We start from the raw sequence: 19,175 nt of genomic DNA, 5'->3' as shown, positions 1-19,175 counted from the left end.
TCACACCCCCGCCAGTTGCAGCGGCAGCTCGCGCAGGCGCTGGCCGGTCAGGGCGAACACCGCATTGGCCACTGCCGGCGTCGTGGGCGGCACGCCCGCCTCGCCGATACCGCCGGGCTTCTCGCTGCTGGCGACTATGTGCACCTCGACCTCGGGCATCTCGTTCAGGCGCAACACCTGGAAATCGTGATAGTTGGACTGCACCACCCGGCCGTCCTTGAAGGAAATGCGGCTGTGCAGGGCCATGCCCAGGCCGAAGGTGATGCCCGACTCCATCTGCGCGACGATGCTTTGCGGGTTCACCGCGATACCGCAATCCACCGCACAGACCACCCGGTGCACGCGAATCCGCTCGGCCTCCTGGGACACCTCGGCCACCTGCGCCACGTAGCTGCCGAAGGACTCGTGCACCGCCACGCCCAGGGCATGGCCATTGGGTACCGGCTTGCCCCAGCCGGCCTTCTCCACCGCCAGGTTGAGCACGCCCAGATGCCGCGGGTGATCCTTGAGCAGGGTGCGGCGGTACTCCACCGGGTCCTTGCCCACCGCGGCGGCCATCTCGTCGATCAACGACTCGACGACGAACGCGGTGTGGGTATGGCCCACGGAACGCATCCACAGCACGGTGATGCCGGTCATCGGCGAATGCAGGTCGACCCGATGGTTCGGCGTGCCCTTCAGGTAAGGCCCGTCCGCCAGGCCCTCGACCGAGGTGTTGTCGATGCCGTTCTTGACGAAGCTGGCCTCGAACGAGGTGCCGGCCATGATCGACTGCCCCACCAGCACATGCTGCCAGGCCAGCGGCAGGCCCTGGGCGTCCAGGCCGACCTGCGCCTGATGCAGGAACGCCGAACGGAAGTAGCCGCCGCGCACGTCGTCTTCCCGCGACCAGACGGTTTTCACCGGGGCGGCGGCAGTCTTGGCCACCTCCACCGCTTCGCTGACGAAGTCCGAGGTGGGGTTGGCCCGACGGCCGAAACCGCCGCCCAAAAATTGCGTATGGATCTGCACCTGTTCCGGCTTGAGCCCGGTGATTTTCGCCGCGACCATCTGGTCCAGGGTCTGGAACTGGGTGCCGGTCCAGATCTCGCACTTGTCGGCGCCGATGCGCACCGTGCAGTTGAGCGGTTCCATCGGCGCATGGGCCAGGTACGGCACGCTGTATTCGGCCTTGAGCACCTGCGTCGCCTTGGCCATGGTCCCGGCCGCATCGCCGGCCTCGGCGGCCTTGGTCCCGGGGGTCAGCGCCAGTTTGCGAAAGCTCTGCATCAGGCTTTCGCTGCTCATGTTGGCGTTCGGCCCCAGGTCCCATTCGGCCTTGAGCGCATCGCGCCCCTGCTTGGCCGCCCAGTAATGCTCGGCGACCACCGCCACGCCCGTGGGCACCTGGAGCACCTTGATCACCCCGGGCACCGCCAGCGCCGCCTGGGGATCGAACGACTTGAGCGTGCCGCCGAACACCGGCGAACGCAGGACCACGGCGGTCAGCAGGCCATCGAAATACATGTCCATGCCGAACTGCGCGCGGCCGGTAATTTTCTCCGGGGTGTCCAGGCGCGGGGTCGGCTTGCCGATCAGCCGCCAGTCCTTGGCCTCCTTCAAGCGCAGCGAGGCCGGTTCCGGCACCGGCAGTTGCCCGGCGTCGTTGGCCAGGTCGCCGTAGCTCAGGCGCTGGTCGCCGGCCACCACCCAGCCCTGCTCGGTGCGCAGGGTCGAGGGCGCCACCTGCAGGCGCTTGGCCGCCGCCTCGATCAGCATCTGCCGGGCCGCGGCGCCGGCCTGGCGATAGCGGTCGAACTCCATCCAGGTCGAGGTCGAGCCGCCGGTGATCTGCATCCCGCCGAACGCCGGCAAGCCATACACCGCGGCGGCCGGCGCGTGCTCGACGCGAATCTTCGACCAGTCGGCATCCAGCTCCTCGGCGATCAGCATCGACAGCCCGGTCCAGATGCCCTGGCCCATTTCCGAATGGCCGAGCACCACGGTGACCACCCCGTCCGGAGCGATGCGCAAGAACGCATTGGGCACGAATTCTTCGCTCGCCGCCCGGGCAAAACGATTGGCTCCCGGGATGACGAACGCCACCACCAGCCCGCCGCCGAGCAGCGCGCCACCTTTGAGAAATCCACGACGCGATGCAGTGATCATGCCTTGCCCCTCTTAATGCCGACTCAGCCGATTTCAGCGGCGCGCTTGACCGCCGCGCGGATCCTTGGGTAGGTGCCGCAGCGGCAGATATTGCCGGACAACGCCTGGTCGATATCGCTGTCGGTGGGCGACGGGATCTTCGCCAGCAAGGCCGCGGCCGACATGATCTGCCCGGACTGGCAGTAACCGCACTGCACCACGTCCAGCTCGGCCCAGGCGCGCTGCACCGGGTGTGAGCCGTCCGTCGACAGGCCTTCGATGGTGAGGATTTTCTGCCCGTTGGCCACTGTCGCGGCCGGGGTCACGCAGGAACGCAGCGGCGCGCCGTCGACATGCACGGTACAGGCGCCGCATTGCGCCATGCCGCAGCCGAACTTGGTGCCGGTCAGGTGCGCCACATCGCGCAGCACCCAGAGCAGCGGCATGTCCGCGGGCACTTCAAGCTGCTGGTCCTTGCCATTGATATTGAGTGTCAGCATACGCAACTCCTCAGGCCGAGGGGGGACAGGATTCACGGGATCCTGGAGCGGTGTCGCTGTGGCCGAAGGCCTACGCGCGCCGCGAGGTTTTCCATACAGCTAAGCGCAGTTTGTCGAACAGGCGGGATTCTGCGACCGCCGGTCATGCACCCACCGCCCCCGGATGAAGGGCGGTGAGTTGTCGATCTACGGCAACCCCGGACGACTATCGGCTGACTACGCTTGCTCAAGCGTGGATCACCTGCCGAGGAGAACCGTCATGTCGCACATTCATCGCATCACCCCCTGCCTGTGGTTCGACCACCAGGCCGAAGCCGCCGCCCAGTTCTACTGTTCGGTCTTCGAGCACTCGCGCATCACCGCCCTCACCCACTACGGCAAGGCCGGCTTCGAGTTCCACGGCCGCCCCGAAGGCTCGGTGATGACCGTGTCCTTCGAGCTCGACGGGCAGACCTTCACCGGTCTCAACGGCGGCCCGGTGTTCCAGTTCAACGAAGCGGTCTCGCTGCAGGTCAACTGCCAGAACCAGGGCGAAATCGATCATTTCTGGAACGCCCTGTCCTACGGCGGCGCGCCCGAGGCCCAGCAGTGCGGCTGGCTTAAGGACAAGTTCGGGCTGTCCTGGCAGATCGTGCCCTGCGCGCTGAACCACTGGATGACCGACCCCGACACGGCCAAGTCACAGCGGGTGATGCAGGCCCTGCTGCAGATGAAAAAACTCGATATCGCCGCGCTGGAACGAGCCTTCGCCGGCGAGAGCTAATACACTCGGTGGCCGACGCTTGCCGATGGGATGCCTTTGATGAAGCCGAGCTTGAGCCACAGCCCCGATACCGCCCCGCAGTTCTGGCGCGATGCGGCGCTGCCCTTTATCGAGGCCCGCTCGATAGCCGACGGGCGCAAGGTCTGTTACGCCCGGCATGCCCACGAGCATTTTTCCATCGGCGCCATCACCGCCGGGCACAGCACCTACCTGCACGAGCAGGCGCAATTTCGCATCGGCGCCGGCACCGTGGTGCTGATGAACCCCGGCGAAGTGCACGCCTGCAACCCGATCGACGACCAGCCTTGGTCGTATCTCATGCTCTATGTCGACACTTCCTGGCTGACCGACCTGCAGCATCAGCTGGGGTTCAGCCAGGACCTGGGCTTTCGCGCCTTTTCCACGCCCCACAGCGACGACCCCGAACTCTATGCCGGGCTCAACCGCTTGTATGAAGTGCTGGTGGACGAACAGGCCGAGACGCTGCACAAGCACAGCGCCACGGTGGCGTTTTTCAGCGACCTGCAGCAGCGCCTGAACCCGGCAAGCTGGCCGCCACGCGAGCGCAACCAGAAACTGCAACGGGCCGCCGACTACATTCGCCAACACTGCACCCGTTCGCTGAAGCTGGAGGAAATCTGCCAGGCCGCCGAGCTGTCGCCGTCCTACCTGATCCGCGCCTTCAAGCAGCATTACGGCATGACGCCCCACGCGTTCGTGGTCAACCAGCGGGTGCAGTTCGCCCAGTCCCGGTTGCGTGACGGCGAGCCGATCGCCGATGTGGCCCTGGAAGCCGGCTTCGCCGACCAGGCGCACTTCCAGCGCGCCTTCAAGCAGCACCTGGCGGCGACACCGGGGCAATATCGCGGGTGATTGACAGACCTGACGCCCTCATCGCGAGCAAGCTCGCTCCTACAGAGGACGCGATCTCTGTAGGAGCGAGCTTGCTCGCGATAAAGCCAACGCCGATTCAAGGCAACAACAGATACACCGCGCTCGCCGCCAGCAGCGCCGCCATGCTGCGGTTGAACAGGCGCATGCCCTTCGGGTTGCTCAAGTACTGGCGCAAAAACGTCCCGGCGTAGGCCCAGCAGGCAATCGACAGGTAGCAGATCACGAAGTACACCAGCGCGAACTGCCACACCAGCAGCGCCTCGCCATTGGCGGCAAAGGCCCCCATGCCGGCGACGCAGGCCAGCCAGGCCTTGGGGTTGAGCCATTGCATGATCGCGCCGTACCAGGCCGACGGCGCCTTGGCCTTGTCGTCGCTGCTCAGCCGGCCGTCGTCCACCGCCAGCTTCCAGGCCATGAACAGCAGGAAGGCCACCCCGAACAACTGGATGCCGCGAGTGAGGAACGGCCATAGCCGCAACAACTCATGCAAACCCAGGCCGATCAGCACCAGCAACAGGACAAAGCCCAGGGTCGCGCCACCGACATGCCGCAGGCTGGCGCGAAAGCCGAACTGCGCGCCGGAACTCAGGGCCACGATATTGACCGGGCCGGGGGTAATCGAAGAGGCTAGCGCGAAGGCCGCCATGGAAAACACTACGCTCATCACACACCTTCAAAGGATCAATCGGAGAGTCCGGTGGCCAAGGTAGATGCGCAGGCCGCCCCCTGTATTGAAGAAAAACACCCCTGGCTCACGGACGAATCCCATGCCCGACACGCTCACCCTCAACGCCCGCCCGCGTTACAGCCTTGATGAACCTGCCCGGAGCCTGGAACCATGAGCCAGATCGAACTGCACCCGGCCCAGCGCGACGAACTGGAATGCATCGAAAACCTGATGCAGTTCTTCATGTACGAATTCAGCGAGTGGCTGCCGCTCAAGCTCGGCCGCCACGGTCTGTTCCAGATCCAGCCGAAGACCGAATACTGGCGCCAGCCCGGCACCCGTCCCTGGCTGCTGCGGGTCGACGGCGAGTTGGCGGGCTTTGCCATAGTCGACGACCAGGTGCACTTCGCCGAGGCGCAGTACAACCTCGCCTACTTCTTCGTGGTCCGGCGCTTTCGCGGTCGCGGCATCGGCCGGCAGGTGGTGAGGCAACTGCTGGAGCTGCTGCCCGGGCACTGGCAGATCTTCCATATCGATGACAACCGTCCGGCCCGGGATTTCTGGGCCCGGGTCATTCCCACGCTCGTCGGGGACGCCTACAGCTGTCATCCAATCACGGCAGACGGCTACCCCTGCACCCTGTATAAATTCCACACCCCGACATCGCCCGGGCAATGATCGAGACCCGAAAAGCCTCGCCCAGCCCCCAGGCACCGGCATGCCCCCCCTGAGCCACGGCAGTCGGCTGATTAACGCAAAATGCCGCTCCAGAGCCCTGCGACCGTTGCTTCGCCGAGCAAAAAAAATATCACGCGTGAGTCATTGAGCAGTAACAGATTCCCCTGTAATGTTCTCACGCGTGATACGTGCACAACGGAGTCACCCCATGAAAAAGACCCTCCCGGCCAGTCAGCCTGCTGACCTACCGGCTTCCTCAGAGAGTCGACAAGGAGAGCGCTCGAAACCTTTCAGTAACAAGGCGGCCAGCAATAAGGCCTCCAGCAACAGGGCCCCCAGCAAGGCTTCCGCCAAGAAGCCGTCGAGCTTCTACATGAAGCAGATGCGCGCGGGCCTGAGTGCCGCTGGTTATGTGAAACACGAAACCTGGGTACTTCCGGAAAACCGGAGCGTGCTCAAGCACATTGAGAAGAAGCTGCGCCAACCCCTGATCGGCGGCGCACCGGTATTGGAGAATGACATGATCGCAGGTGAAAACTGGACCATCGACCGCCTCTTCGGCGCCTTGCAGGCCCTGGACGAAGTGACCTCGAACGAAATCGGCCTGAGCCTGATTCAAGGCGCCGAGCCAAGCATCAAGCTGGAAATGCACGACTTCGGCGGCTTGCCGATCTACATCGCGGTGGTCGGCGAGCAGATCATCGTCGACACCGTGCTGGTGGACCTGGAGTCGATCAACGACGTCGCCCGCTTCAATGACGCGGTGCTGCGCAGCCGGGAGATGTTCCCCCTCTCCTCGATCGGCATCGAGTCCATGCCCAACGGCCAGACCGTCTACAACATGTTCGGCGCCCTGAGCGCCAGCTCGAACCTGACCAACGTGGTGACCGAGGTCAAGACCCTGGTGGACAACGTCCAACGCGCCACCGAAGCCTTCGAAAGCTTCTTCAACTGATTGCCGAGAATCCGGAGTACACCTACATGACTCAGTCCATCTGGAACAAACTGTTCACCGCCCTGCGCGGCGGCGCCAACGAAGTCGGCGAAAGCATCGCCGACCAGCAGGCCCTGCGCATCCTCGACCAGGAAATCCGCGACGCCGACAACGCCCTGTCCAACGCCAAGCGCGAACTGGTCACCATCATGGCCAAGCACAAGCTGTCTTCGGAGCGAGTCAGCGAATTCACCGCGAAGATCGCCGACCTGGAATCCAAGGCAGTAGCCTCGCTGCAGGCCAACCGCGAAGACCTGGCCCTGGAAGTCGCCGAAGCCATCTCGACCCTGACCACCGGCCTGGAAGCGGAACAAAAGCAAGCCAGCGAATTCGGCGCCTACGCCGAGAAGATGCGCAAGGACATCGGCAAGGCCGAAGCGCGCATCCGCAGCCTGCGCCAGCAAGTGGACATGGCCAAGGCCCGCGAGAGCGTGCAGAAAGCCCAGGTCAGCGCCTCGATCGCCAGCGGCGGCGCCAACGGCAAGCTGGAAACCGCGGTCAACACCCTGAACCGCCTGCAGGCCAAGCAAGACCAGCGCGCGGCGGAAATGGAAGCCCAGGAGCAACTGGCCGACTCGAGCAACGGCAACGACCTGGAACGTCGCCTGCGCGAAGCCAACATCGTGCCGGACCAGGGCAGTGCCAACGCCATCCTCGAACGCCTGAAAAAGCAGCAGTCCGCCGAGTAAACAGCGCTGTTGCACCACTCAACCTGTAGGAGCGCAGCTTGCTCGCGATGGTCGTTAACGATGTCGCGTACTGCCTGGATGAGCGCGGCGCCCTCCAGTCCATCGCGAGCAAGCTGCGCTCCTACAGTGAATCGCCTGTGTTTTTTCGGCCTCCTGGAGGGCCTCGATGGCCGTTGCAAATGGTTTCAAGACCCTGGCGGGCCTGGCCCTGGTAATGATCGCCGTGCAGGTGCTCAACAGCCTGAGCGGCTACAGCCTGAATCTCTTCGGCCTGATCCCGCGCACCCTGCAGGGTTTGCCGGGGATACTCGCCTCGCCCTTTCTCCACGGCTCCTTTACTCACCTGACCGCCAACCTGGTGCCCTTCCTGATCCTCGGCGCCATGGTGATCGCCGAAGGCCAGCGGCGCTTCGTGGTGGCCAGCCTGATCATCATCCTGCTCGGCGGCGCGCTGGTCTGGCTGTTCGGCTTCAGGGGCATCCACGTTGGCGCCAGCGCCTGGGTCTTCGGCCTGTGGGCCTACATCCTCACCCGCGCCTGGTTATTGCGCAGCTGGAGCAGCCTGCTGGCCGCCGCGGTGACGATGTTTCTGTATTCCGGCCTGGTCCTGGGGTTCCTGCCACGGGCCGGGGTGTCCTTCGAAGGGCACATCTTTGGCGCCTTCGCGGGGTTCATCGCAGCAAAAATGCTTTTATCCGGCGCCAAGCCGATGTCTAATGCCGCGCGGCAATGAGCCATGCCCTGCCCGGGCACGGCGCGCAGCATCACGGATAGATCAGCTCATCAGGAAATCAGGGATTCGATGTCGATTTTCATCTTGCTTCGGGTATACGCGGCCACCTTCTTCCAGCGCTTCGGCTGGATGGGCCTGGCCATCGCGCTCGGCGTGCATGCCGCGACCTCCTATCTCGGCCTGGTGGCCCTGGGCGAGCAGCACCTCACCGCGCCCGCGACCTTCATCTATTTCTATTTCACCACCACCCTGACCGTGGGTTATGGCGACCTGTCGCCACAATCCGCCGCTGGCCGGGTCTTCGTCGCCGTGTGGGTGATGCTCGGCGGCATCGCGCTGCTGACCGCGGCCATCGGCAAGACCACCAGCAGCGTTATCGAAGTATGGAGAAAAGGCATGAAAGGCAAAGGCGACTTCACCGGCAAGACCGGGCATACCGTGCTGGTCGGCTGGGAAGGCGCGTCCAGCGAGCGGGTGATCGAATTGCTGCTGCAGGACGAAACCTCCAACGACAACCTGATCGTCATCTGCGACGCCAGCCTCGATGAGAACCCGATGCAGGGCAAGGCTGCCTTCATCAAGGGCGAAAGCCTGTCGTCCGCGGCCCTGCTGTTGCGCGCCGGGGTTCCCGGCGCCGAACGGGTGCTGGTGCGCACCAGCTCCGACGACCTGACCCTGGCCAGCGTGCTGGCGATCAACCAGCTGCGCCCCAGCGGCCATGTGGTCGCCCACTTCAACGACAGCGAAATCGCCACCCTGGCCGCCTCCTACGCCCCCAAGCTGGAGTGCACCTCGAGCATGGCCATCGAGATGCTGGTGCGCTCCTCCCAGGACCCGGGCTCCTCGGTGGTGATCAACGAACTGCTGTGCGTCGGCCAGGGCGCCACCCAATACGTCATGCGCCTGCCCGAGACTTACCAGGGCCGGTTCGCCGAGCTCTACGTACACCTCAAGGAACGCTACAACGCCACCCTGATCGGCTACCGCGCCCGCGGCGCGCAACACCCGCAGATCAACCCGCACAGCGATACGCGGATCCAGGGCGGCGAACTCTTCTACATCGCTTCCACCCGCCTCAAGGACATCGACAATGGGATGGTTTAAACGCTTTCTGGGGCTCCAGGCCCCGGCCACCACAAGCTCGAGTTTCGCCACCGGGCCACTGGGCCTGAGCATGGGCGCGGGCATCCGCTTCGATGCCAGCCTCAAGCTGCTGCTCGCCGACAACAGCCGCGTGGCGATTCCCGACGACCAGGCGGTCTACAGCGAAGGCCTGGTGGACCTGGGCCAGTCCGAATGGCTGTCGCGCTACTACCTGGACGACGAGGACTACTGGCTGCAGGTGCACACCAGCGGCGGCATCGACGGCCAGGTCAAATCGATCATCCTGTTCAACTACCTGAGCAACCAGGCCGTCAACAGCGAAGCCGAGCTGCGGCGCCTGGCCGGCCCGAACAGCCTGATCGGCCAGCCCACCTACAGCCTCGACGGCGTCGAGTACCTGCGCGAATGGGGCACCGAAGCCGGACAGACCGAGCTGGTGCCGCTGCGCGAGCAGGTGTCCAAGCCGGACGAGACCTTCGCCTTCGAAAGCCATTCGATGCTCTATGCCCGCGACACCGGCCTGACCAATCGCCGCGAGTTCCTGCTGTTTTCCGTGGAGCAATACGCCGACGGCACCGTCAGCCTGGTGACCTCCCTCGGTATTTCCCTGTACATGACCGACCTGCAAACCCTCTGACAAGGACCAGAACCCATGCTTGAAGCCCTTTCCATCTCCCTGAACAAATTCGCCGTGGTCGGTTTCCTGACCTACATCCTCGGCGCGGCCGTGCTGTTCGCCCTGTTCCAGTTCGTCTACACCCGCCTGACGCCGCACAAGGAATTCCAGCTGATCCGCGAGGGCAACGTCTCCGCCGCCATCGCCCTGGGCGGCGCCATCATCGGTTTCGCCATCCCGGCGAGCAACGTCATCGCCTACTCCATCAGCCTGCTGGACTTCGCCGTCTGGGCGCTGATCGCCGCCGTGGTGCAACTGCTGGCGTTCCTGATGACCAGCCTGGTGCTCAAGGGCACTTCGCAGCGTATCCGCAACGGCGAAATCGCCGCCGGCATCTATGTCGCCGCCGTGGCCATCAGCGTCGGCCTGCTCAACGCCGCCTGCATGACCCCTTCGCAGAACTGATCGACCGCACGGAGCCCTCGATGAAACGAAGCCAATACGTTCAGCTCTCCCTGGCCGCCTCGGTGGCGCTGGCGATCTCGGGCTGCAACTCGGAGCCGGAGACCCTCGCGGTCCAGCAGAAATTCAACTTCCAGTCGGTGCAGGAATGCGTGGACGGCAAGATCGCCGTGGACGTCTGCTCCGATGCCTATATCAAGGCCATGGCGGAGCACCGCGCTCAGGCGCCGGTCTACGACAACCAGGCCGACTGCGATGCCGACTTCGTCGAAAACTGGTGCCAGGTGGACTCCAGCGGCAAGTTCGTGCCCAAGCTCGGCGGCTTTGAAATCAACGCCCAGGGCGCCTTCACCCGCGAACAGCTGGCGGCAGCCGGGGTCAGCCCCGAGGCTGGCCGCAGCTCGTCGTTCAGCAGCAATGACAGCGGCCTGCTCACCGGCCTGCTGATCGGTAACCTGCTCAGCGGCGGTAGCCGCAACTATTACTCCGAGCCGGTCTACCGCTATCGCGACGACCGCGGCAGCTACGCCAACTCGACGCTCAACCAGCGCATCGCCAGCGGCTCGACCTTCTCCAAGTCACGCCAGGCGCAGTCGGGCAGCGGCTTCCGGACCAACACCCGGCCGATGTCCGTGTCCTCCGCCACCTCCCGCGGCGGCTTCGGCAGCCAGGCCAGCGCCCGCAGCGGCTGGGGCGGCTCCAGCTCCTCGAGCTGGAGTTCGGGACGCTCGAGCAGCTAAGGAAGCGCGCCATGAAGAAGATCCTCTGCAACGAACGCCCGGACTGGCGACAGACCGCGGAAAAACTCGGCTTCCTGTTCCACACCATCGACGGCGAAGCCTACTGGGACGAAAGCGCCTACTACCAGTTCAGCCTCAAGCAGATCGAGGACGACCTGGAAGACCCGACCACCGAGATCCATGAGATGTGCATGGACCTGGTGGACCGGGTGGTGCGCAGCGAGGCCCTGCTCGATCGCCTGAGCATCCCGCCGGCCTTCTACGACATGATCCGCACTTCATGGCTCGAGGGTCACCCGCACCTCTATGGCCGCCTGGATTTTTCCTATAACGGCCAGGGCCCGGCCAAGCTGCTGGAGCTCAACTACGACACGCCCACCAGCCTCTATGAAACCGCGGCGTTCCAATGGGGCTGGCTGGAGCAGAACATCGAGCGCGGCCTGCTGCCACGGCATGCCGACCAGTTCAACAGCATCGACACCCGGCTGCACCAGGCTTTCGCTCAGCTGGGGATCACGCGACCGTTCTACTTCGCCTCGATGAAGGATTCGGTGGAGGACCGCGCCACCACCGACTACCTGCGCCTGATCGCGGAAAAGGCCGGCATCGAGTCGCAGCACATCGACGTGGAAGACATCGGCCTCACCGCCGAAGGCCGCTTCGTCGACCTGCAGGACCGCTGGATCCCGCACCTGTTCAAACTGCACGCCTGGGAGTTCATCTTCCACGAGCCCTTCGGCGCAGCGATCGCCGCCAGCGACACGCAGTTCTTCGAACCGGCGTGGAAATCCATCCTCTCCAACAAGGGCATCCTGCCGCTGCTCTGGGAGGCCCACCCGGGCCACCCGAACCTGCTGGAAACCCACCTGGACCCACACCCGCAACGCGAGGTGCCCAAGGGCTGGGTGCGCAAGCCGTTCTTTTCCCGCGAAGGCGCCAACATCGAGTTGCGCACCCCGCAGGACGAGGTGGTCAAGGAAGACGGCCCCTACACCGACGCGCCCTACATCCTGCAGTCCTTCGCCCCGCTGCCGCGCTTTGGCGACAGCTACACCCTGATCGGCTCCTGGGTCATCGGCGACCAGGCCGCCGGTATCGGCGTGCGTGAAGACGACAGCCTGATCACCAAGGACTCCAGCCGCTTCCTGCCGCACCTGATCCTCGACTGATATATCCGCCGGGGCGCGCAATGCGCCTCGGCCTGTTTCTCAACGGCTACAGCACAATAACGATCTCCAGCATTGTTATGGCCGTCATTCAGAACTGCCTTATATAACTTGCCCATCATTTATCTGAGTTCCGCTACAGACCTTACTTAAAGCTGAACGAACATATGATTCGTGGCAATTTAATCTTGACTTGACAGGTGGCCCTGAGTAAATTGCGCGGGCCGGCCAAACCGGCCTTTTTTCAACTCACAAAAGAAGCCAATGGACACAGTATCTAGACGCTGTCTGGTCGATGCGCTTGCGCAGGGCTGGGCACTTAACCCAGAACATGACGGGACTCGACTTTTCGGTCGGGTGAGCTGCGCTAGAGCTTGACGCTCCTTCGTAACTTGCCTTCACCGGAGCCAGTCCGGTCGCGAGGCAACTGTTATGAACTTCAAATCCACTGTAATGCCCGGCGTACGCGCCTTTGCATCGACCATGCGGGTCAAGCCCTGCGCTGAGCGCGCGGCCGTTTCCCGGGTCGGCACCCTGTATTCCACCCCCTCCTCGCAAACCCGGCCGCGGGCCAACTGGCGCGTCTGCCCGGTCACCTGCCGGCTCCAGCAACGCTGGAGTTTCGACGACAGCCAGGACCCTCAGAGTCGGAGCCTGGCCGGCCTCCTCATGCAGGCCGGCCTGCTGCTGAGCCTGTCCCGGGACTCGCACTTCTAGTTCAATCGAAGGCACTTTCAAGTCCTTCCTTAACGTTTTCCCTAATAAGGAATTCGGCAACTTCCTATTGCCTGCTTACAACTAAAAGTTGGTGGTCATTGTTATGGACGAAGCCAGTAGTAGGTTCGTCGCCTGTTCATATCCATTGAATAGGCGGCGAACGTTAAAACCAATAAAACGCAACTACCTGAATCGATCGCTTACTTGCGGCTCGACATACGTTCGCTCGTCTTTGAATAGGTGAGTGGTCTGTGTGTCGTGCCGCAAGCCTGCGGCAGGAGCACACGTAATGACTACGGTAAAAACCCGCACCGCCTCCTCGCAAAACCCCACCCGCGACGACACCCGGCTGTCGATGCGCGCCGCCCGCGAAGCGCAGAACAGCCTTGGCGTGACCCTGGACAACGTCAAGTCGAACGCCAACGGCCTGACCGAACTCGACGCCGAAGGCCGCCTGCAGCGCGACGGCTTCAACGAAGTGGCCCACGACCGGCCGCCGCATGCCCTGGTGCAGTTGCTGCAAGCCTTCAACAACCCGTTCATCTATGTGCTGATGACGCTGACCACCATCAGCTTCTTCACCGACTTCTGGCTGCCCCTGCAAGCCGGCGAGGAAACCGACCTGACCGGGGTGATCATCGTCCTGGTCATGGTCCTGGTCAGCGGCCTGATGCGCTTCTGGCAGGAATATCGTTCGTCCAAGGCCGCCGAGGCGCTCAAGGCCATGGTGCGGACCACCGCCACCGTGCTGCGCCGCGAGCAGATGGGCATGAAAGCCGCGCTGCGCGAAGTGCCGATGCGCGACCTGGTGGTCGGCGACATCGTGCAACTGTCGGCCGGCGACATGATTCCCGCCGATATCCGCCTGATCGAATCCCGCGACCTGTTCATCAGCCAGGCGGTGCTGACCGGCGAGGCGCTGCCGGTGGAGAAGTACGACACCCTGGGCGCAGTGCAGGAGAAATCCGCCCATCGCACGGCAGCCGACCAACAGGACCTGCTCGACCTGCCGAACATCTGCTTCATGGGCACCAACGTGGTCAGCGGCACCGCCACCGCGGTGGTGGTGGCCACCGGATCGCGCACCTACTTCGGTTCCCTGGCGCGCTCCATCGTCGGCTCGCGGAGCCAGACCGCCTTCGACCGCGGGGTGAACAGCGTCAGCTGGCTGCTGATCCGCTTCATGCTGGTGATGGTGCCGGTGGTGCTGCTGATCAACGGTTTCACCAAGGGTGACTGGGCCGAAGCCTTCATGTTCGCCCTGGCGGTGGCCGTCGGCCTGACCCCGGAAATGCTGCCGATGATCGTCAGCGCCAACCTGGCCAAGGGCGCCGCGGCCATGGCCAAGCGCAAGGTGGTGGTCAAGCGCCTCAACGCGATCCAGAACTTCGGCGCCATGGACGTGCTGTGCACCGACAAGACCGGCACCCTGACCCAGGACCGGATCATCCTCGAGCACCACGTCGATATCAGCGGCAGCCGCTGCGACCAGGTGCTGCAACTGGCCTGGCTCAACAGCTACCACCAGAGCGGCATGAAGAACCTGATGGACCGCGCGGTGGTGAGCTACGCCGAAAACAACCCGAAGTTCAGCGCGCCCGATGCCTGGAGCAAGGTCGATGAACTGCCGTTCGATTTCGTCCGTCGGCGCCTCTCGGTGATCCTCGCCGACGCCAGCGGCCATCACCTGCTGGTGTGCAAGGGCGCGGTCGAGGAGATGCTCGACACCGCCACCCGGGTGCGCCAGGACGGCGTCACCGTGGCCCTCGACGCCGGGCGCCGGGCGGCGCTGCTGGAGCTGGCCGAGGAATACAACCGCGATGGTTTCCGCGTGCTGCTGGTCGGCACCCGCGACCTGGCGCCGGGGCAGACCCGCCAGCAATACAGCGCCAGCGACGAGCGCGAGCTGATCATCGAAGGCTTCCTGACCTTCCTCGACCCGCCCAAGGAAACCGCCGGCCCGGCCATCGCCGCGCTGCGCGAAAACGGCGTGACGGTGAAGGTGTTGACCGGCGACAACCCGATCGTCACCGCGAAGATCTGCCGCGAGGTCGGCCTGGAAGTCGGCCAGCCGCTGCTCGGACGGGATATCGAGCACATGGACGACGCGGTGCTCGCGCGCCTGGTGGAAGAACGCACGGTGTTCGCCAAGCTCACCCCGCTGCAGAAATCCCGGGTGCTCAAGGCCCTGCAGGCCAACGGGCATACCGTGGGCTTCCTCGGCGACGGCATCAACGACGCCCCGGCGCTGCGCGACGCCGACGTCGGTATCTCGGTGGACAGCGGCACCGACATCGCCAAGGAATCGGCGGACATCATCCTCCTGGAAAAGAGCCTGATGGTCCTCGAAGAAGGCGTGATCAAGGGCCGCGAGACCTTCGGCAACATCATGAAGTACCTGAACATGACCGCCAGCTCCAACTTCGGCAACGTGTTCTCGGTGCTGGTGGCCAGTGCGTTCATTCCGTTCCTGCCGATGCTGGCGATCCACCTGCTGCTGCAGAACCTGATGTACGACATCTCCCAGCTGTCGCTGCCGTGGGACAAGATGGACAAGGAGTTCCTGCGCAAGCCGCGCAAGTGGGACGCCAAGAACATCGGGCGCTTCATGCTGTGGATCGGGCCGACCTCGTCGATCTTCGACATCACCACCTTCGCCCTGATGTGGTTCGTGTTCGCCGCCAACAGCGTGGAAATGGCCGCCCTGTTCCAGTCCGGCTGGTTCATCGAAGGCCTGCTCTCGCAGACCCTGGTGGTGCACATGCTGCGGACCCAGAAGATCCCGTTCATCCAGAGCACCGCGGCGCTGCCGGTGATGCTGATGACCGGCCTGGTGATGGCCCTGGGCATCTACGTGCCGTTCTCGCCGCTGGGTGCAATGGTCGGCCTGGTACCGCTGCCGTGGGAATACTTCCCTTGGCTGGTCGGCACCCTGCTGTGCTACTGCGTCGTCGCCCAGACCATGAAGACCCTCTATATCCGTCGCTTCAAGCAATGGTTCTGAGGGCCTGACGGTCCGCGGCGCTACCCCAGGCACCGCCCATCCAGGTATCGCAAACACCGGGCCCCGCCCAAGTGGAGCACCCAGCATGAAACCGATCATCGAGCTGCTGTCATCGGCCGAACGCGCCTTGCGCGCGCTGCTGGTAATCGTCCTGGAACGGATCGCCACCCTGCTGACCAAGGCCAGCGTGCGGCTATATGCCCGGGGCCTGCTGAGCGGGGTCGAGATCCGCCTGCTGCTGGGCCTTGCCAGCGCTCTTCATCGCCGCTGCATCCGCCTGCTGCGATCCGCCAAGCCATGAAACACACAAGGGAGAGTCCTCATGTCGGGAACTACTCTGCTGATCAACCTCGCTGGCTCCATCGCCCTGCTGCTGTGGGGCACCCAGATGATTTCCTCGGCGCTGCTGCGCGGCTTCGGCACCCAGCTGCGCCAGTGGCTGGGGCAGCACCTGAACAACCGCTGGATGGCCCTGCTGTCCGGCATCGCCATCACCGGGGTCCTGCAAAGCAGCACCGCGGTGAGCCTGATGGCCAGCTCCTTTACCGCCACCGGCACCCTGGGCCTGGCCCCCGCACTGGCGGTGATGCTCGGGGCCAATATCGGCTCGACCCTGGTGGTGCAACTGCTCAGCGTCGATATCTCGATCCTCACGCCGCTGGTGCTGCTGGCAGGCTTTATCGTCTTTCGCCTGCGCGACGACTCGCGTTTTGAAAGCCTCGGCTGCGCGCTGATCGGCCTGGGCCTGATGCTGCTGGCCCTGCGCATGCTCGGCGGCACCCTGGGCGAAGTGGAAGGCACGCCGGTGTTCGCCGCGCTGATGCGTGGCCTCGACGGCGACCTGCTGATCGCCCTGCTGGCGGCGGCGCTGCTGACCTGGCTGTGCCACTCCAGCGTCGCCGTGGTGCTGCTGGTGGCGTCCCTGGCCGCCACCGGGCTGCTGTCCTCGGTGACCGCCATGGCCCTGGTGCTGGGGATCAATATCGGCGGCGCCCTGCCGTCGCTGTTCAACGCCGATTCCAGCGTCGCCCGGCGCCTGCCCCTGGGCAATCTGCTGGTGCGCCTCAGCGGCGCCGCCGTACTGCTGCCGTGCCTGCCCTGGATCGCCCAGAGCGCGCCGGTCGCCGCCCTCGATGCCAGCCTGCAGGTGGTCTACCTGCACAGCCTGTTCAACCTGGTGCTGGCCTTGCTGTTCATCGGCCTGACCGGTCCCATGGCAACCTTGCTCAACCGCCTGCTGCCGGAGCCGCCGCGCGACGTCGACCCGGGCATGCCGCACTACCTGGACGAAGCCGGCCTGGCGGTGGCCAATATCGGCTTGTCCAACGCCGCCCGCGAAGCCCTGCGCCTGGCCGACATGCTGTCGCTGATGCTCGACCGGGTGCTGCGCCTGTTCCAGGCCTCGACCCCGGCCGGCGCCGATGAAGTGCGGCGCATCGACCAGTCGCTGGACCTGCTCAGCGCCGCGATCCGCGCCTACCTGGCGGATATCGGCCAGGACGGCATCAGCGACCAGGACGCCGACCGCGCCCAGGAAATCCTGCTGTTCGTGATCAATCTGGAACACGCCGGCGACATCCTCTCCAGCAGCCTGACCCAACTGGCGGCGCGCCGGCTGCGGCGCGGCGAGCAGTTCTCGGTGTTCGAGCTGGACTGCATCGAGCCCTTGCACCAGGCCGTGGTCGACAGCCTGAGCCTGGCGATCACCGTGTTCCTGCGCGAAGACCTGGCCAACGCCCACCAGCTGGTGAACCGCAAGGAACTGGTCAGGCGGCTGGAAGCCGACGCCAGCCGCGAGCACTTTCGCAGCCTGCGCGAGGACCGCACGGCCTGGGCCGAGTCCGGCGACATTTTCCAGCGGGTGCTGCGCGACTACCGGCGCGTGCACCACCACATCGCGGCCCTGGCCTATCCGGCGCTGGAGCGGGCCGGCGAGCGCGACCTGGATAACGCCGAACTGGGCGAAATGCTCCTGGACAACCCGTTGAGCATCCAGCCGACGGCGCAGGAGACCGCACGATGCGTGTCCTGATCTGCGCCGGGCGCCACTGCGCCGACGTCCAGATGTGCCGGCGGGTGCTCGACGCCTTTCAGCGCCTGCATGAAGTGCAGGTGCTGATCCACGGCGGCAACCAGTTCCTCGGCGCAGAAATAGAAGACTGGGGCCGGGAAATCGGCGCCGACATCGTGCGTTACCCGGCCAACTGGCAGCTGCACGGCAAGCTCGCCGAACGCCTGCGCAACGCCTTCATGTTGCGCGACAGCCGGCCGGACATGGTGATCGCCCTGCCCGGCGGCGACGACACCGAAGAGCTGGTGGCCCTGGCCAGGGCCGCGGGCATCCAGACCCTGTCAGTGAGCGACTGGCAATGACCCTTTTCCCACTCGACTACTTCCCCACTCGACTACGCAGCGGCCCACACAGCGCGGCCGCTGCCCATGCCTTAGCGAGAACCGACATGTCCAAATACAGCCCTTCGCGCCACAACCGCTTCGCCAGCCTCACCCGCGACCTGCCCCCGGCGAAACGGCGCATGCTGCGGCGCAACCTGATGTTCGTCGGCCTCACCCTGAGCCTGATCGGCCTGCTGACCCTGGTCGCCAAGGCCAATGCCGCGGGCGGCGCCTATGTGGTGGACGACGGCGCAATCAACGCCCCGGGGGAATGCAACCTGGATATCTGGTACCAGAGCCTGCGCCACCACGGCGCAAGCCATGGCGCGGTGGTCTCCCCGGCCTGCACCTTCGCCGGCCTGCCCAGGCTGCAACTGGGCGCCGCCCTCGAGCGCAACCGTGAGGACGGCCACGGCGAAACCCAACTGAGCCCGCAACTCAAGGCGCAACTGTGGAACCGCGAAGACCTTGGCCTGCAACTGGCGCTGGCGACGTCCGCGCATTTCGCCCTCAACCGCAACCACTCGTTCGACGGTGGCGACATCGGCCTGCCGCTGACCTATCAGCCCCTGGACAGCCTGCGCCTGAACCTCAACGCCGGCTGGGCCCACGCCTATGACGACGGCCAGCAGAACCACCACTGGACCTGGGGCGGCGGCTTCGAATACGACCTGGGCGAACGCCTGACCCTGGTCGCCGAGCGTTACGGCCAGCGCGGCGGCGAGCAGGCCTGGCAAGCCGGGCCACGGCTGCACCTGGGGGCGAACCTGGACCTCGACCTGGTGCTCGGTGGCCAGTTGAACGAAGGCCGCGACCGCTGGCTGACCAGCGGCGCGACCTTGAGGTTCTAGAGGCTGTTTCAGAAAGGCCGCGCCAGGGACAACGCGGTGTGCCTGACACACCGCCTCGCGAGCAAGCTGGCTCCTA

20 protein-coding genes are annotated in these 19,175 nt (G+C 64.8%); 17 read left to right on the top strand and 3 right to left on the bottom strand.

What is annotated here, in order from left to right; all coding sequences use genetic code 11:
- Both BMY68_RS05675 and BMY68_RS05670 read right to left on the bottom strand, forming a co-directional pair.
- Positions 1 to 2,148, bottom strand: a complete 2,148-nt coding sequence (locus BMY68_RS05675) for a xanthine dehydrogenase family protein molybdopterin-binding subunit (protein ID WP_085531104.1) — start codon at positions 2,146 to 2,148, stop codon at positions 1 to 3.
- A 23-nt stretch (positions 2,149 to 2,171) separates the two neighbouring features.
- Complete coding sequence (locus BMY68_RS05670; protein WP_038579523.1) at positions 2,172 to 2,627, bottom strand: (2Fe-2S)-binding protein; 456 nt, start codon at positions 2,625 to 2,627, stop codon at positions 2,172 to 2,174.
- A gap of 259 nt (positions 2,628 to 2,886) precedes the next feature.
- Between BMY68_RS05670 and BMY68_RS05665 the strand changes: the two genes are divergently transcribed.
- Positions 2,887 to 3,390 (top strand): VOC family protein, encoded by a 504-nt coding sequence (locus tag BMY68_RS05665; RefSeq protein ID WP_009043582.1) that lies wholly within the window; start codon positions 2,887 to 2,889, stop codon positions 3,388 to 3,390.
- A gap of 39 nt (positions 3,391 to 3,429) precedes the next feature.
- Entirely contained in the window at positions 3,430 to 4,263 is an 834-nt protein-coding gene (locus tag BMY68_RS05660; protein WP_085531106.1) for an AraC family transcriptional regulator, read from the top strand.
- Positions 4,264 to 4,360: 97 nt separating this feature from the next.
- Here BMY68_RS05660 and BMY68_RS05655 read toward each other — a convergent pair whose 3' ends face one another.
- On the bottom strand, positions 4,361 to 4,948 hold the full coding sequence (locus tag BMY68_RS05655; protein WP_085531108.1) for a LysE family translocator: 588 nt from the start codon (positions 4,946 to 4,948) through the stop codon (positions 4,361 to 4,363).
- Between the two features lie 174 nt (positions 4,949 to 5,122).
- Here BMY68_RS05655 and BMY68_RS05650 point away from each other — a divergent pair, with 174 nt between their 5' ends.
- The 15 genes from BMY68_RS05650 to BMY68_RS05580 all read left to right on the top strand — a co-directional run bounded on the left by BMY68_RS05650 (position 5,123) and on the right by BMY68_RS05580 (position 19,099).
- The gene (locus BMY68_RS05650) at positions 5,123 to 5,629 is read left to right on the top strand and encodes a GNAT family N-acetyltransferase (RefSeq protein WP_085531110.1); all 507 of its coding nucleotides are present in this window, start codon (positions 5,123 to 5,125) and stop codon (positions 5,627 to 5,629) included.
- A gap of 373 nt (positions 5,630 to 6,002) precedes the next feature.
- Complete coding sequence (locus BMY68_RS05645; protein ID WP_009043578.1) at positions 6,003 to 6,584, top strand: YjfI family protein; 582 nt, start codon at positions 6,003 to 6,005, stop codon at positions 6,582 to 6,584.
- Between the two features lie 26 nt (positions 6,585 to 6,610).
- The gene (locus BMY68_RS05640) at positions 6,611 to 7,312 is read left to right on the top strand and encodes a PspA/IM30 family protein (protein ID WP_009043577.1); all 702 of its coding nucleotides are present in this window, start codon (positions 6,611 to 6,613) and stop codon (positions 7,310 to 7,312) included.
- 166 nt (positions 7,313 to 7,478) lie between these two features.
- Entirely contained in the window at positions 7,479 to 8,045 is a 567-nt protein-coding gene (locus tag BMY68_RS05635) for a rhomboid family intramembrane serine protease (RefSeq protein WP_085531111.1), read from the top strand.
- A 69-nt stretch (positions 8,046 to 8,114) separates the two neighbouring features.
- Positions 8,115 to 9,149 (top strand): ion channel, encoded by a 1,035-nt coding sequence (locus BMY68_RS05630; protein ID WP_085531113.1) that lies wholly within the window; start codon positions 8,115 to 8,117, stop codon positions 9,147 to 9,149.
- The gene (locus tag BMY68_RS05625; protein WP_085531115.1) at positions 9,136 to 9,786 is read left to right on the top strand and encodes a DUF2491 family protein; all 651 of its coding nucleotides are present in this window, start codon (positions 9,136 to 9,138) and stop codon (positions 9,784 to 9,786) included. Before BMY68_RS05630 ends, BMY68_RS05625 begins: the two co-directional genes overlap by 14 nt.
- Positions 9,787 to 9,801: 15 nt before the next feature.
- Positions 9,802 to 10,230 carry a DUF350 domain-containing protein gene (locus BMY68_RS05620; protein ID WP_009043573.1) on the top strand — a complete coding sequence of 143 codons (429 nt, stop codon included), beginning with the start codon at positions 9,802 to 9,804 and terminating at the stop codon, positions 10,228 to 10,230.
- 20 nt (positions 10,231 to 10,250) lie between these two features.
- Positions 10,251 to 10,967: a DUF1190 domain-containing protein gene (locus BMY68_RS05615; RefSeq protein WP_085531117.1), complete on the top strand. Its 717-nt coding sequence runs from the start codon at positions 10,251 to 10,253 to the stop codon at positions 10,965 to 10,967.
- A gap of 11 nt (positions 10,968 to 10,978) precedes the next feature.
- Complete coding sequence (locus tag BMY68_RS05610) at positions 10,979 to 12,136, top strand: glutathionylspermidine synthase family protein (protein WP_085531119.1); 1,158 nt, start codon at positions 10,979 to 10,981, stop codon at positions 12,134 to 12,136.
- Positions 12,137 to 12,565: 429 nt separating this feature from the next.
- Positions 12,566 to 12,850, top strand: a complete 285-nt coding sequence (locus tag BMY68_RS05605; protein ID WP_007920982.1) for a hypothetical protein — start codon at positions 12,566 to 12,568, stop codon at positions 12,848 to 12,850.
- Between the two features lie 289 nt (positions 12,851 to 13,139).
- The gene (gene mgtA / locus BMY68_RS05600; protein WP_085531121.1) at positions 13,140 to 15,854 is read left to right on the top strand and encodes a magnesium-translocating P-type ATPase; all 2,715 of its coding nucleotides are present in this window, start codon (positions 13,140 to 13,142) and stop codon (positions 15,852 to 15,854) included.
- Positions 15,855 to 15,939: 85 nt separating this feature from the next.
- Positions 15,940 to 16,155, top strand: coding sequence for a hypothetical protein (locus BMY68_RS05595; RefSeq protein ID WP_009043569.1), 216 nt, complete (start codon positions 15,940 to 15,942; stop codon positions 16,153 to 16,155).
- 21 nt (positions 16,156 to 16,176) lie between these two features.
- A complete protein-coding gene (locus BMY68_RS05590; protein WP_085531123.1) occupies positions 16,177 to 17,886 on the top strand; it encodes a Na/Pi cotransporter family protein in 1,710 nt (569 codons plus the stop codon).
- Positions 17,874 to 18,227 (top strand): DUF2493 domain-containing protein, encoded by a 354-nt coding sequence (locus BMY68_RS05585; protein ID WP_085531124.1) that lies wholly within the window; start codon positions 17,874 to 17,876, stop codon positions 18,225 to 18,227. The genes BMY68_RS05590 and BMY68_RS05585 overlap by 13 nt, the downstream gene beginning before the upstream one ends.
- Positions 18,228 to 18,313: 86 nt before the next feature.
- Positions 18,314 to 19,099 (top strand): hypothetical protein, encoded by a 786-nt coding sequence (locus BMY68_RS05580; RefSeq protein WP_085531126.1) that lies wholly within the window; start codon positions 18,314 to 18,316, stop codon positions 19,097 to 19,099.
- Positions 19,100 to 19,175 lie beyond the last annotated feature (76 nt).

It is taken from the genome of Pseudomonas sp. NFACC41-3 (assembly GCF_900109505.1).
Lineage (GTDB): Bacteria > Pseudomonadota > Gammaproteobacteria > Pseudomonadales > Pseudomonadaceae > Aquipseudomonas > Aquipseudomonas chlororaphis.
Note: the sequence above shows the minus strand (reverse complement) of the source record. Positions and strands in the feature narration are given on the sequence as shown.